Source organism: Salinicola tamaricis (assembly GCF_003006155.1).
Lineage (GTDB): Bacteria > Pseudomonadota > Gammaproteobacteria > Pseudomonadales > Halomonadaceae > Salinicola > Salinicola tamaricis.
Genome location: NZ_CP023559.1, coordinates 943292 through 955960 on the forward strand (window position 1 = coordinate 943292; position 12669 = coordinate 955960).

Consider the following 12669-nt stretch of genomic DNA (forward strand, 5'->3'; position numbering starts at 1 on the left):
TGGATCGCCCTCGCCACGCGCCCGGGCGGGCACGTCAGCCGTCATTTACTGCACGCAAGGATACGCGAATGAGCCAAGCGTTGGATGATCTCGTCGCCCTGCTGGGTCTCGAGGCTCTCGAAGAGAACCTGTTCCGCGGCCAGAGCCAGGATCTGGGCCTGCCCCAGCTGTTCGGTGGCCAGGCGCTGGGGCAGTCGGCCGCCGCCGCCACCCGCACCGTGCCCGAGGACCGCTATCTGCACTCGCTGCACGGCTACTTCCTGCGCCGCGGCGACGCCGCGCTGCCGGTGGTCTACTCGGTCGACCGCGTGCGTGACGGCGGCAGTTTCACCACCCGCCGCGTCACCGCGATCCAGAAAGGCCAGCCGATCTTCTTCTGTAGCGCCTCGTTCCAGGGCCGTGAAGAGGGTCTCCACCATCAGCCGAGCGCCCCCGAGATCGATCATCCCGAGGCGCTGCTGGCACGTGGCGAAGCGGTGCATCAGCGCTTTCGCAACCATCCGGTGGAGTTCATCACCGTCGAGGAGCGCCATGATTGCCCGCCGTCACGGATGATCTGGTTCCGTCTCGCCGGCGGGCAGCTGCCTGCCGACCCGGCCCTGCACCGTTACCTGCTCGCCTACGGTTCGGACTTCAATCTACTGCTGACCAGCCTGCTGCCCCACGACGTGACCCTGGGCGACCCACGGCTACGCATCGCCAGTCTCGATCACGCGCTGTGGATCCACGAGGACCCCCAGCTCGATGACTGGCTGCTCTACGTCATGGAGAGCCCGTGGGCGGGTGGCGCCCGCGGTTTTGCCCGCGGCAGCTTCTATGACACCCAGGGTCGCCTGATCGCCTCCACCGCGCAGGAGGGCATGGTGCGGGTCGGCGAGCACTGAGCCGACGCAAAAAAAAGCGCGCGGCCCGGAGGCCGCGCGCTGGCATCATTACCCTGGGGGCTTGTCAGGCAGCGCACCGCACGCCGACGGACGTACCTGGATGACCTGACTGGCCCGGCCGCCGCCGGGCCACCCCCGTAGGGGCTGCCTCAGGCTGCCTGGGCGTCCTTGAGCGATGCCATGTCGATGACGAAGCGGTACTTGACGTCACCTTTCTGCATGCGCTCCCACGCTTCGTTGATCTGATCGATGTTGATCATCTCGACGTCGCAGGTGATGCCGTGCTCGGCACAGAAATCGAGCACTTCCTGGGTTTCCGGCATGCCACCGATCAGCGAACCGGCGAGCACACGGCGACGGAATACCAGGTTGGCGCCGGAGATGGCCGGGTCGATCGGCTCCAGCAGGCCCACCAGGATATGCGTGCCGTCGGGCTTGAGCGCTTCCAGATAAGGGTTGATGTCGTGCTGCACCGGCACCGTGTCGAGCATGAAGTCGAAGGTCTCGGCGACCGCTTGCATCTCCTCGTCGCTGGTGGAGATGACCACGTGGTCGGCGCCCTGCTTCTTGGCCTCGGCCTTCTTCGACTCGGAGCGGGTGAACAGGGTCACCTCGGCGCCCAGCGCCTTGGCCAGCTTGACGCCCATATGGCCCAGGCCACCCATGCCGATCACGCCGACCTTGTGACCCGGCTTGACGCCATAGTGCTTGAGCGGCGAATAGGTGGTGATGCCGGCGCACAGGATCGGTGCCGCGGACTTCAGGTCGAGGCCGTCGGGCATGCGCACCACGAAGCGCTCGCTGACCACGACCTTGTCCGAATAGCCGCCCTGGGTCAGGGTGCCGTCATGCTTGTCGGGGCTACCGTAGGTCATCACGAAACCGTCGGCGCAGTAGTTCTCCAGACCGTCCTGGCACGCCTTGCACTCACGGCAGGAGTCGACCATGCAGCCAACGCCGACCAGATCGCCGACCTGATACTGGCTGACATCGTCACCCACAGCAGTGACGCGACCCACGATCTCGTGCCGGCCGGACGACCGGATAGGAGGCCATGCCCCAATCATCGCGGGCGAAGTGCAGATCACTGTGGCAGACGCCGCAGTAGAGGATCTCGATGGAAACATCATCGGGGCGCGGGGCACGGCGTTCGAAGTTCCAAAGCGCCAGCGGGGTGCTGTCGGAGTGGGCGGCATAGCCTTTGGCTGGGGTCTTCTCGCTCATGGGAAAGCTCCTTTTCCGGGGTCGCTCTCGACCCGTGAATAACGGCGAGAAGTGTGGTCCATCGCGGGCCGCGTCGCCATGCTCGATCCTGCCGAAGGCCTGCCAGATTCTGCTTAGCGAAAGCTGATATTGGCACACCATTCGTAACAATCGTGCACAATACCCTGAAAGCTAACTACACTTAACCCTTCAGACGATCATGACACCCGGTCCGCCGGGTCAGCAGATACCGCAGCGCAGGGGACTCGCCGATGCTCGACACACGCTCACCACTGCTCGACCGCGCGCCCACCGCACCGGCCGGCGCCACGCCAAGCGAGGCGGTCTCCGCGCGCCGGCTGGCCGAGGCGATCACCCCCTTGGTCGACGGCGAAGGTTTTCTCGATACCGCAGTAGAGGGGGTACGCCTGATCGCCTCGCACTGCAGCTATCCGCGCACGCCGCTGATCTATGAACCGGGCATCTTCGTCATCGCCCAGGGCGACAAGATCGGCTATCTGGGCGAGCGCGTGATCCACTACGGGCCGGGCAACTATCTGGTCCAGGCGCTGCCGATGCCGTTCGAGTGCGAGACGCGCACCCCGGAGAACGCGCCGATGCTGGGGATCAATATCGCCTTCGATCCGCTCACCCTCAGCGAGCTGGTTCAGCAGCTTCCCGCCCCGGGGCGCGAACTCGGCGACCCGGCGCCGATGGCAGCGGTGGCGCTGGATGCGACCATGGAGGCGTGCGTGCTGCGCCTGGTCGACTGCCTCGGCGACGCCACCGAGAGCCGGGTGCTCGGCCCGGGGCGTGTCAGGGAGGTACTGTTCGCCGCGCTTCGCGGGCCCCAGGGCGCCTCGCTGCGTCAGTTGGTGCAGCGCCAGGGCCAGTACGCGCGGATCATCGATGCCCTGACCTATCTACACCGCCACTTCGCCAGCCCGCTGACGGTGGAGGCCCTGGCCGCCCAGGCCAACATGAGTGCCTCGCACTTCCACCACCACTTCAAGCGCACCACGCAGCAGTCGCCGCTGCAGTATCTCAAGCGCCTGCGCCTGCTCAAGGCGCGAGCGCTGCTCGGCCAGCAGCGCATGAACGTGGCCCGCGCCGCCAGCGAGGTGGGCTATCGCAGCACCTCCCAGTTCAGCCGCGAATACAAGCGCTACTTCGGCGTCAGCCCCTCCCGGGGGTGAGCCGCGGGTCCATGTTCGGGGCGCAGCAGGCAAGGCCGCGCCTGCGGGCCAAGGTCAGAGGCCGGCCAGGCCGCGCACCAGGTAGTAGCCGCCGACCACGGTGACGATCCAGCGCGTCCAGGTGCGAAAGCCGCCGTCACTCAGGCGGTTGAGGATCAGATTGCCGCTGCGCGTGCCGAGAAAGGCGAGCGGCAGCCCCAGTAGCACCCAGCCCCACTCTTGTGCGCCCATGGCGGCAGCGGCCTGCCAGTAGAAGACGATCTTCAGCGAGTGCGCGATCACCTGGATCGACGCCTTGCTCGCGACCACCGTACGGCGGTCGAGGTGGGTACGGATGAAGCCGATATCGATGGTCGGCCCCGACACCCCCACGGCGATGGTCAAGCCACCGGAGACCACGCCGCAGAGCACCGCGTGCCCGGGGCGCGAGACATCCAGATGGAACCAGCGCTTGGGGATCCACACCAGCACCGGCATCAGTCCGAGCACGATCAGCACCACCGTCTCGCTGGGGTGATAGCGCACCAGCGCCAGTGCCAGTGCGGCGATCACCACCCCGACGGCGATGCCGCCGACGATGCGCCAGTCGATGAAGTGGCGCGACAGCCACGCTCGCGAGGCGTTGGCAGAGAGCTGGATCACCCCGTGCACGGCGATGGCCGTGGCCGCCGGCAGCCAGGCGAGCAGAAAGCCGAGCAGGACCAGCCCGCCGGCCATACCGAACACGCCGGAGAGCACCGAGGTGGCGAAGACCACGCCCAGAAACAGCAGTGAAATGGGTAGGGTCATGAAGGGTCTATACTCCAAAAATAGTCCTGCCCCGGCCCGGCCTCGCGCGCCGACAGGCCCTTGCCCCGACAGTTGTTCACTGAAGGATGATCCGCATGCCCTGCCCCACCCGCTCGCAGCACCCGCTTTGCCGATTCTCGCTGGCGTTCCTGGCCGTCGCCGTGACGACCTCGCTGGCCCTGACCGCACTGCCCGCCCGGGCATCGAGCCCCGCGGCCTGGGAAGATCAGACCCGCGACGTGATCGCCCAGTGCACGGACGCCAGCCAGTTCCCGGACGCCGAGCCGGCGGGCGCGCCGGTGCTGTTCGACGACGAGGCCGGCACCACCGCCCTGCTGCTGAAGGGCCACTACCCGCAGCAGCACATGAACGGACGTGAGGGACAGGAGCTCTGCCTCTACCTGCGCGCCAGCCAGGAGGTCTTTATCGCTCCTGCCGACAAGCTCACCGCGGGCGCGGATGCTCTGCCCGACGCACCGGCGGACACCGCTGACGATGCCAACAGCGATACCAGTGACAACGCCAGCCAGGCCAGCACGCCGGCCGGCACGGGTGACACCGCGCCCTGAAGCGTAGCCAGGCTCTGCACCTAGAGTCCTCGCGCGCAGGCAGGTGCTATACACCGCCTAGCGCGTGCCCAGCAGGCGCTGGTAGAACGCCAGATCGAGCCAGCGCTCGAACTTGTAGCCGACCTCGCGCACGGTGCCGGCGTGGCTGAAGCCGAGACGTTCGTGCAGCGCGATGCTGGCGGCATTGGTGGCGTCGATGCCGCCGATCATGCTGTGGTAGCCCTGCGCCTCGGCGCGCCTGATCAGCGCCTCCATCAGGCAGCGGGCCACGCCACGCCCGCGATAGTCGCGATCGACGTAGACCGAGTGCTCGACGCAGTAGCGAAAAGCGGCGTGGGGCCGGAATGGGCCGTAGGTGGCAAAGCCCATTAGCCGGCCGCTAGCCTCGTCGAGCACGCCGAGGATCGGCAAGTCACCTTCATGCTTGGTGCGGAACCACTGCTCGATGAAATCCAGTGTGCGCGGCTGATACTCGTAGAGCGCGGTGGTATTGAGAATGGCATCGTTGAAGATCGACATCATGGCGCCGCCGTGAACGTCGAACTGGCACTCGATCGGGGTCATGCGGACACTCGTTCCCATCATCGTTATTGGATAGACGCGCCACCGGGGTCAGGTCAGTAGAGTGCCGTCGCCTGCAGCGTGGCCAGCGGGCGTTCGCGGCTATCTTCCAGCACCAGCCGGTCACCACTGCGCGCCAGATGCCGGGTGCGCGAGAGCACATCGAGCCAGTCCTGCTCCTGCGCCTGCAGCGGGCCGCTACAGGCGCGCCGGGTGGTACCCAGGGCCGAGAAGCTCAGCGCATCGTCGGTGTGCTGATAACGCCCCATCAACCGATTGCAGCCGGTCGAGCCGCGCACGTGGCCGGCGGCGTTGAACACCAGATGCGCCTCGCGCTGCTGGTCGCCCACCACCGCCGCCTCGCCGCCCAGACTATCCAGGCGCCAATAAGTACCCACCAGCGGCTCGCTGGGCGCCGGCGCGGTATGCCCGGCGCAAGCGGTGAGCAGGCTGGTGAGCCCGACGATGGCGAATACCGCCAGGGCGAGACGCAGGGACTGGGGCAGCGTGAACATGGCGAGAGACCTCCGGCGACGGACAGAACGGCGCGCCGCCTCGGCGACGCGCCAATCAAAGTGTCATCTTCGCCCGATTCGGCCACTGTCGACAACTCGCGTCCCCGCCCCGGGGAGCGTGTCAGTGACGCTCGATCATCGCCGTCAGGTCCTCGGCGATCAGCGGCAGACTCTCGCGCCAGGAGAGATAGGGAGTCGAGGCAGTGCCGTTGATCAGCACCGCGAAACTGCCCCAGCGCCCCTCACGGGTACGGAAGTAGCCAGCGACAGCGCGCACCGTGACCGGTTCGTTGAGAGTGCCGGTTTTGAGCATCACGTGGTCCTGGAACACCTCGCTGCCGCGGCGGATGAAGTGCATCGGCCCGTTGGTGGGCACTTGCATGCCGGCGACGAAGGTGGGGAACAGCGAGGCATTGGCGTACATCGCCGCCAGCAGCGCATCCACGCTGCGCGCCGAGACGCGATTCTCCGGGGTCAGGCCGCTACCGCTCTTCAACGTCGCCGCGCCGTGCCCGGGCAGGCCGGTGGCAAAGCGCTGGAGCATCGCCCCGGCGTCAGCCAGCTGCTGCTGGGAACCGACGGTGAGATCCATCGCCAGGGTGTCGGCCATGAAGTTGTTGGAGTAGTTGAGGGTGCGCAGCAACAGCTCCTGCAGCGGCTTGCCCTCGACCGCGGCGAGCTGCGCGGCGGTCACCGGCGGCGGCTGTTGGCTCACCGCATAGCCGCGGCTCACCGCCACCCCGGACTGCTGCAGCAGCGCCAGCAGCGTCTGGCCGGTCTGGTCGGCGGGGTCCGAGCTGGCCTTGTAGATCGCCTGGGGAAAGCTGTCGGCCGGAATCTGGCCACTGACTTTGAGCGTATCGCCCTGGCTGTCGGTGACTCGCGCAGCGGAGAGGCTGAGCGAGCCGTTGGCGGCGACCGTGCGCACCTGATTGTCGACGCGTAGGGTCGGCGTCACGGTATCGCAGCTGGTGATCCGCGCCGGCTGACCCACCGCGCCCGGCGCTACCGTGGCGCACCAGCTACCGTAGTTGATCGCCGCCGACGACAGCAGCGCGCTGTAGGCGTTGGTGCCGCGGGTCTGTGTCTCGCAGCGGTCGGTGGTAGTGCAGCGCACCGGCCCGAAGCGCCACTGGCTGATCACCAGCTGGCCATCGACACGCTTGACGCCGCTCTCGCGCAACTTCTGGATCAACCGCCACAGCTCCTCGGACGTGAGCGCCGGATCGCCGCCGCCCTCGAGCACCAGATCACCGTGCAGGGTGCCGCTGGGGTCGACGCTGCCGACCGAGACGAAACGCGTGGTGAAACGGTGCTGCGGACCCCAGCGGTCGAGCGCCGCCGCCGCCGTATAGAGTTTGGTCACCGACGCCGGCGACAGCGCGCGGTCGGGGTCGAGCGCCCGAGTACCTCGCCGCTGCCCAGCAGACGCGCCTGGGCGCTGATGGCAAAGCCCTTGTCGGCGAGCTGGGCGACGTGATCGAAACCCGCCGCCTGCGCGGCCATGGAGAGCGTGGAGAGCGACACCAGACATGACGCCAGAAAACCGCGATACAACGCTTGCCGCATGATGAGAACGTCCGCACTGAGTGAAAGAGAAAGGAGGTAGTGCATCAGCCAAAACCGATGCACCGAGACTAGTCGAGATCGACCGCGTAGCGCCACAGCGTCTGGCCACTCTCGGCATACTTGCGCTCGAACGGGGTCAGGAACGTCTCCTCGGGGGTGAACGCGCTCCACTCACCGCACCGGTCGCACAGCGTCTCTACCGCCAGCGCAAACTCCTCGACATAGATCGCCCAGTTAGAGCGCAGCTCCAGCCGCCCGCCCAGCGCGATCAGTGTGGGAAAGACCGGGTGGCCGTGCCAGCGCTTCTTGAGCTGGGCGCTCTTGGGATAGGGGTTCGGGTAGAGCAGATAGTGGCGCGCCGGGCGCCAGCCGGCCTCGTGGGCCAGGCGCCAGAAGTCGACCAGGTCGGCGCGTACCAGCAGCGCATTGCCCGGCAGCTCGCCGTGATCGCGGGAGAGCCGCTGCTCGCTGCGGTCGACGCCGATCACCGCGTGGTCGGGGTGGGCCAGCGCCAAGCGCCGGGTGGAGAGCCCCACCCCGCAGCCGGCATCGAGGATCAGCGGCTTGTCACTGGCAGCGAGCCAGGCCGCGGCGTGCTCGAAGGCGTCGCGGGTGTGCTGGGCCGGCGGGCGCTGCCAGACGCTGGCGCGCGCGCGGGCAACGCGCCGCGCGAGGTCGCGATGGGGGCCACTCTGGTTACTGACGATGGCGCGCGAAGACGATTGCATGGCGGAAACACTGACAAACGGAAAGACCCGCCAGTCTACCAGCCCTGCAGCCTGCGATCTCGCCACGCCAACTCACCACTCACCGTGGCAGCGGCATGACGCCACGCACGCGCGGGTGTATCATCCCAGCCCACATTCAGCCAATCTTGGCAATACGCCCTTCGAAGGCAGGCGCGGTTCACCACGTTTCGTCGATTCCCGCGATCGGCACGCGCCCTGTCGGGAGACGCCCTTTCTTGTCGCTGCGTCACTCCCTGTCTCGAAGAGCCCGATTGCCCCCAACGCTCACGAGGGACGTGGCTTGTCACATTTACCGGTGATCGTCGGCATGGGCGGCATCAATGCCGCGGGAAGAACCTCCGGGCACCACGCCTACCGCCGCACGATTCTCGAAGCCCTGCCGGAGACGGCACAGACCCAGACCCTGGTGGCTCTGGCCGCACTCATGCGCCTGGTCACCCGCAGCGCGGACGGCGGCTGGGAGAGCGAAGAGGGTGAATCCCTCGACGCCTCCCAGATCGTCGCCCGTTATCGCGAGCACATTCTCGCCCACACCCTGATCCGGCGCATCGAGGACGACGCCTACGGCGCCGCGGGCATCCCCGGCAACCGCGAACTGGCGATGACCTTCGCCGAGCCGGTGCGTTTCACCACCTCGCGCCGGCAGCTACCGCAGCCGCTGCCGGCGGGCTGGGAAGTGCGCGAGATCGACCGTCACACGGTCGAGGTCGCGGTGCCCGCGGGGGCGCTGCAGGCGCTGCTGCCGGAGCGCCGCCAGGCCGCCGTGCGCGCCGCCGGCCAGTTGCCGCTGGGTTTTGCCCCGGACACCTTCTATCGTAGCGTGCACCATCCACGCGGGCTGTCGATGGCGATCTTCGGCGTCAGCGACTGTCTCGGCCAGAGCGGGCTCGACTGGGAGCGCGTGCGCGGCCAGCTCGACCCCGACGCCATCGCGGTCTACGCCGGCAACTCCATCGGCCAGCTCGACGACGCCGGCTGGGGCGGCATGCTCAAGAGCTTCGTCACCGGCAGCCGCACCACCTCGAAGCAGATGCCGCTGGGCTACGGCCAGATGCCGGCCGATTTCCTCAACGCTTACGTGCTCGGCAGCGTGGGCGCCACTGGGGCAATCCAGGGCGCCTGCGCGACCTTCCTCTATAACCTGCGCCTCGGGGTCGAGGATATTCGCCAGGGCCGCCGCCGCATGGTGATGGTGGGCACCAGCGACGCCCCGGTGACTCCCGAGATCATCGAGGGCTTCCGCGCCATGAGCGCGCTGGCCGACGATCAGAGCCTGATGGCGCTGGATGCGCTGGAGCTGCTCACCGACGCCGACTACCAGCGCGCCTGCCGGCCGTTCGCGCGCAACTGCGGCTTCACCATCGCCGAGGCCTCGCAGTTCGTGCTGCTGATGGACGACTCGCTGGCGCTGGAGACCGGCGCCCAGATCCTCGGCGCGGTGCCAGAAGTGCACGTCAACGCCGACGGCTGGAAGCGCTCGATCTCGGCCCCAGGCATCGGCAACTACATCACCCTGGGCAAGTCGGTCGCGCTGGCGCGTTCGATCCTCGGCGACGACAGCGTGCGCCAGCGCACCTATCTGCACGCCCACGGCACCAGCACGCCCAAGAACCGCACCACCGAGTCGCACATCTTCGACCAGGTGGCGCGCGCCAACGGTATCGAGAACTGGCCGGTGGCGGCGATCAAGGCGTTCATCGGTCACTCCCAGGGCAGCGCCGCGGGGGACCAGATCGCTAGTGCCCTGGGGACGTTCGCCCACGGCTACATCCCGGGCATCCCGACACTGGATGCGGTGGCCGACGACGTCTTCGCCGAGCGCCTGCGCTTCTTCCGCGAGCCGCTGGCGTTCGAAGCCGACGCCAGCTTCATCAACGCCAAGGGTTTCGGCGGCAACAATGCCACCGGACTGCTACTCTCGCCGGCAGTGACCGAGCGTCTGCTGGTCAAGCGTCACGGCCAGCGCGCGGTGGACGCCTGGCGCGGGCGCCGCGAGCAGGCGCTGGCCGCTTCGGAGCAGTACCGAGAAGCCGCCGACAGCGGCCACTTCGAGGTGATCTATCGCTTTGGCGAAGGCGTGCTCGAAGGCCCCGAGCTGGAAGTGGGTGCCGAGGCCATCCTCATCCCCGGCTATGCTCAGCCGGTATCGCTCAAGGCCGACAACCCCTTCGGCTCGCTCGAATGACGCTATCGAGTGACGTTATCGAGTGGCGCAACCGAGCGATGCGGCGGCAACCGGCAGGAGAGTGAGCGCATGAATACCGTGGTCTATCCCGGCACCTTCGACCCCATCACCAACGGCCATCGTGATCTGATCCAGCGCGCCGCGCGGATCTTCGACAAGGTGGTGATCGCGGTCGCCGCCAGCCCGCGCAAGCAGCCGGCGCTGGCGCTGGCCGAACGCGAGGCACTGGCGCGCGAGGTGGCCGCGGACTGGCCCAATGTCGAGGTAGTGGGTTTCGACGGCCTGCTCACCGAGCTGCTGGCCCGGCTCGACGCGCGCATTCTGCTGCGCGGCGTGCGCGGCGCCACCGACTTCGAGTACGAGCTACAGCTGGCCAACATGAACCGTGCCCAGTCGCCGGACGTGGAGACGCTGTTTCTGACCCCGGAGATCCAGAACTCCTATCTCTCCTCGACCCTGGTGCGCGAGATCGCGCGCCTCGGCGGGGACGTTTCCCAACACGTATCGCCGTGCGTGGTCGACGCACTCCGCCGGCGCTTCGCGACTGACGGCGCCTGAGCGCCGCGAGGAGAGCCACATGGCCCTGATGATCACCGACGAATGCATCAACTGTGACGTCTGCGAGCCTGAGTGTCCCAACGACGCCATCTCGCCCGGCGAGGAGATCTACGTCATCGACCCCGCGCGCTGCACCGAGTGCGTCGGCCACTTCGACGAGCCCCAGTGCCAGCAGGTGTGCCCGGTCGACTGCATTCCGCTCGATCCCGAGCGCCCGGAGACGCGTGAGCAGTTGATGGAGAAGTATGAGATCATCACCGCCGCCTGAGAGGGCGTTTACAAAATGCCTGCGCTCGGCAATACGGCGTTGAAATCAGCCTCAAAGTACTCATTTACTCCAATGTAAACTCCGTTTTTTCGGCCGATTTCGCCTTGTCTTGCCTTCGCTCGTCGAATTTGTAAACACCCTCTGAGCGGGGTGGTTAACGCCTACCCGCTTCCCCGCCTGCAAGGATGCCCGTGGCCAGCCAGGACACCCCCCGCTACTCCACCCGCCACGTCTGGACGCTGGCGTGGCCGATCATTCTCTCCAATATCACCGTGCCCCTGCTGGGGCTGGTGGATACTGCGGTGGTCGGCCATCTGCCGGATTCGCGCTATCTCGCCGCGGTGACCCTCGGCGCCACGCTGTTCAGTTTTCTCTATTGGGGCTTCGGCTTCCTGCGCATGGGCACCACCGGCCTGACCTCGCAGGCGGTGGGCCGCGAGGACGACAGCGACGTGCGTCTGCTGCTGCCCAATCGCTGGTGATGGCGACGGTGATCGGGGTGGCGCTGATTCTCTTCTCGCGCCCGCTGATCGCCGGCGGGCTGTGGCTGCTCGACGGCAGCGAGGCAGCCATGCAGCTGGCCGCCGACTACGCCCATATCCGCATCTTCTCGGCCCCGGCGGTGCTCGCCAACTACGCCATCCTGGGCTGGTTCATCGGCCAGCAGAAGACGCGTATCACCCTGGCGATCCTGCTGTTGACCAACGGCGTCAATATCGTCCTCGACCTGCTGTTCGTGGTCGGCTTCGGGCTGGCCAGCGATGGCGTCGCCTGGGCCTCGCTGCTCGCCGACTACACCGCCCTGGCCTTCGGCCTGTGGCGGGTCGCGGTGCACTGCCGCCAGCTCGGCGGCTCGCTGTCGCGCCAGGCGCTGCGGGTGTGGGCACACTACGCCGCGCTGATTCGGGTCAACCAGCACCTCTTCGTGCGCACCCTGGGGCTGCTGTTCGCGCAGGCGTTCTTCACCGCCCAGGGGGCCAACTTCGGCGACACCACCCTGGCCGCGAACGCGGTGCTGTTGCAGTTCATCATGCTCACCTCCTTCGCCCTGGACGGCTTCGCCAACGCTGCCGAGGCGCTCACCGGGCGCTCGGTGGGCCGGCGCGCCTGGGACGACTTCGGCGACGCGGTGCGCGCGGCAGGCAAGCTCTCGCTGCTGGTGGCGGGGGCAGCGATGGCGCTGTTCGCCATCGGCGGCGACTGGCTGGTCGCACAGCTCACCGACCTGCCGGCGGTACGCGCCACCGCCAGCGACTACCTGCCGTGGATGATCGCCATGCCGCTGCTGGCGGTGTGGAGCTATCTGCTCGACGGGGTCTTCATCGGCGCCACCGAGAGCCGTGCCATGCGCAACTCGGTGTGGCTGGGCCTGGCCGTCTATCTGCCGGTGTGGTGGCTGACCCGGGGTTTCGGCAACCATGGGCTGTGGTTCGCGTTCCTTGTCTTCACGCTGGTGCGCTCGGCCACCCTCGGCGCCTGCTATGTGCACTACCGGCGCACGCGCTGGTGCGCTACCGCCGCCAAAACGCCTGAAGGCATCGAAAGTGCCGAGAAATCAGTCAGCTAGTCGTCGACCAAGGTTGACTAATCGGGGCTCGGAGAATGCGCTAAGCTGCGCTTAAA

12 protein-coding genes and 2 pseudogenes are annotated in these 12669 nt (G+C 67.4%); 7 read left to right on the top strand and 7 right to left on the bottom strand.

All coding sequences use genetic code 11. The annotated features are described in order from the left end of the window. The first annotated feature begins 68 nt into the window (after positions 1 to 68). The gene (locus CN538_RS04225) at positions 69 to 884 is read left to right on the top strand and encodes an acyl-CoA thioesterase (RefSeq protein ID WP_106418653.1); all 816 of its coding nucleotides are present in this window, start codon (positions 69 to 71) and stop codon (positions 882 to 884) included. A gap of 149 nt (positions 885 to 1033) precedes the next feature. Here CN538_RS04225 and CN538_RS04230 read toward each other — a convergent pair. Further along, positions 1034 to 2108, bottom strand: a pseudogene (locus CN538_RS04230) (NAD(P)-dependent alcohol dehydrogenase). A gap of 251 nt (positions 2109 to 2359) precedes the next feature. On the opposite strand from CN538_RS04230, the gene CN538_RS04235 reads away from it, so the two are divergent. Continuing rightward, on the top strand, positions 2360 to 3283 hold the full coding sequence (locus tag CN538_RS04235) for an AraC family transcriptional regulator (protein WP_106418654.1): 924 nt from the start codon (positions 2360 to 2362) through the stop codon (positions 3281 to 3283). 54 nt (positions 3284 to 3337) lie between these two features. Here the strand turns inward: CN538_RS04235 and CN538_RS04240 are convergent, their stop codons facing one another. Beyond that, on the bottom strand, positions 3338 to 4072 hold the full coding sequence (locus CN538_RS04240; protein ID WP_106418655.1) for a TSUP family transporter: 735 nt from the start codon (positions 4070 to 4072) through the stop codon (positions 3338 to 3340). A gap of 95 nt (positions 4073 to 4167) precedes the next feature. Between CN538_RS04240 and CN538_RS20790 the strand changes: the two genes are divergently transcribed. Beyond that, the gene (locus tag CN538_RS20790) at positions 4168 to 4641 is read left to right on the top strand and encodes a hypothetical protein (protein WP_207233631.1); all 474 of its coding nucleotides are present in this window, start codon (positions 4168 to 4170) and stop codon (positions 4639 to 4641) included. Between the two features lie 57 nt (positions 4642 to 4698). Here the strand turns inward: CN538_RS20790 and CN538_RS04250 are convergent, their stop codons facing one another. The 5 genes from CN538_RS04250 to trmB form a co-directional block, all read right to left on the bottom strand. Then, positions 4699 to 5205: a GNAT family N-acetyltransferase gene (locus tag CN538_RS04250; protein ID WP_106418656.1), complete on the bottom strand. Its 507-nt coding sequence runs from the start codon at positions 5203 to 5205 to the stop codon at positions 4699 to 4701. Between the two features lie 53 nt (positions 5206 to 5258). After that, the gene (locus CN538_RS04255; RefSeq protein ID WP_106418657.1) at positions 5259 to 5717 is read right to left on the bottom strand and encodes an META domain-containing protein; all 459 of its coding nucleotides are present in this window, start codon (positions 5715 to 5717) and stop codon (positions 5259 to 5261) included. A gap of 121 nt (positions 5718 to 5838) precedes the next feature. After that, positions 5839 to 7083: a D-alanyl-D-alanine carboxypeptidase/D-alanyl-D-alanine endopeptidase gene (dacB, locus tag CN538_RS04260; protein ID WP_340638260.1), complete on the bottom strand. Its 1245-nt coding sequence runs from the start codon at positions 7081 to 7083 to the stop codon at positions 5839 to 5841. Further along, on the bottom strand, positions 7080 to 7286 hold the full coding sequence (locus tag CN538_RS24950; protein WP_340638261.1) for a hypothetical protein: 207 nt from the start codon (positions 7284 to 7286) through the stop codon (positions 7080 to 7082). The genes dacB and CN538_RS24950 overlap by 4 nt, the downstream gene beginning before the upstream one ends. A 68-nt stretch (positions 7287 to 7354) precedes the next feature. Then, complete coding sequence (trmB, locus tag CN538_RS04265; protein ID WP_106418658.1) at positions 7355 to 8014, bottom strand: tRNA (guanine(46)-N(7))-methyltransferase TrmB; 660 nt, start codon at positions 8012 to 8014, stop codon at positions 7355 to 7357. Positions 8015 to 8342: 328 nt separating this feature from the next. Between trmB and CN538_RS04270 the strand changes: the two genes are divergently transcribed. From CN538_RS04270 to CN538_RS04285, 4 genes and pseudogenes are all read left to right on the top strand, one after another. After that, positions 8343 to 10220, top strand: coding sequence for a beta-ketoacyl synthase (locus tag CN538_RS04270; RefSeq protein ID WP_106420543.1), 1878 nt, complete (start codon positions 8343 to 8345; stop codon positions 10218 to 10220). A 69-nt stretch (positions 10221 to 10289) separates the two neighbouring features. After that, positions 10290 to 10778 carry a pantetheine-phosphate adenylyltransferase gene (gene coaD, locus CN538_RS04275; RefSeq protein WP_106418659.1) on the top strand — a complete coding sequence of 163 codons (489 nt, stop codon included), beginning with the start codon at positions 10290 to 10292 and terminating at the stop codon, positions 10776 to 10778. Then, positions 10663 to 11046: a YfhL family 4Fe-4S dicluster ferredoxin gene (locus CN538_RS21945; RefSeq protein ID WP_242495753.1), complete on the top strand. Its 384-nt coding sequence runs from the start codon at positions 10663 to 10665 to the stop codon at positions 11044 to 11046. Before coaD ends, CN538_RS21945 begins: the two co-directional genes overlap by 116 nt. Before the next feature lie 185 nt (positions 11047 to 11231). Then, positions 11232 to 12613 (top strand): annotated as a pseudogene (locus CN538_RS04285) (MATE family efflux transporter). Positions 12614 to 12669 lie beyond the last annotated feature (56 nt).

What these genes read in the sequence shown, in the direction of transcription:
- CN538_RS04225 (WP_106418653.1), top strand. Translation starts at nt 69, where the DNA reads ATGAGCCAAGCGTTGGATGATCTCGTCGCCCTGCTGGGTCTCGAGGCT.
- CN538_RS04235 (WP_106418654.1), top strand. Translation starts at nt 2,360, where the DNA reads ATGCTCGACACACGCTCACCACTGCTCGACCGCGCGCCCACCGCACCG.
- CN538_RS04240 (WP_106418655.1), bottom strand. Translation starts at nt 4,072, where the DNA reads ATGACCCTACCCATTTCACTGCTGTTTCTGGGCGTGGTCTTCGCCACC.
- CN538_RS20790 (WP_207233631.1), top strand. Translation starts at nt 4,168, where the DNA reads ATGCCCTGCCCCACCCGCTCGCAGCACCCGCTTTGCCGATTCTCGCTG.
- CN538_RS04250 (WP_106418656.1), bottom strand. Translation starts at nt 5,205, where the DNA reads ATGACCCCGATCGAGTGCCAGTTCGACGTTCACGGCGGCGCCATGATG.
- CN538_RS04255 (WP_106418657.1), bottom strand. Translation starts at nt 5,717, where the DNA reads ATGTTCACGCTGCCCCAGTCCCTGCGTCTCGCCCTGGCGGTATTCGCC.
- CN538_RS24950 (WP_340638261.1), bottom strand. Translation starts at nt 7,286, where the DNA reads ATGCGGCAAGCGTTGTATCGCGGTTTTCTGGCGTCATGTCTGGTGTCG.
- trmB (WP_106418658.1), bottom strand. Translation starts at nt 8,014, where the DNA reads ATGCAATCGTCTTCGCGCGCCATCGTCAGTAACCAGAGTGGCCCCCAT.
- CN538_RS04270 (WP_106420543.1), top strand. Translation starts at nt 8,343, where the DNA reads ATGGGCGGCATCAATGCCGCGGGAAGAACCTCCGGGCACCACGCCTAC.
- coaD (WP_106418659.1), top strand. Translation starts at nt 10,290, where the DNA reads ATGAATACCGTGGTCTATCCCGGCACCTTCGACCCCATCACCAACGGC.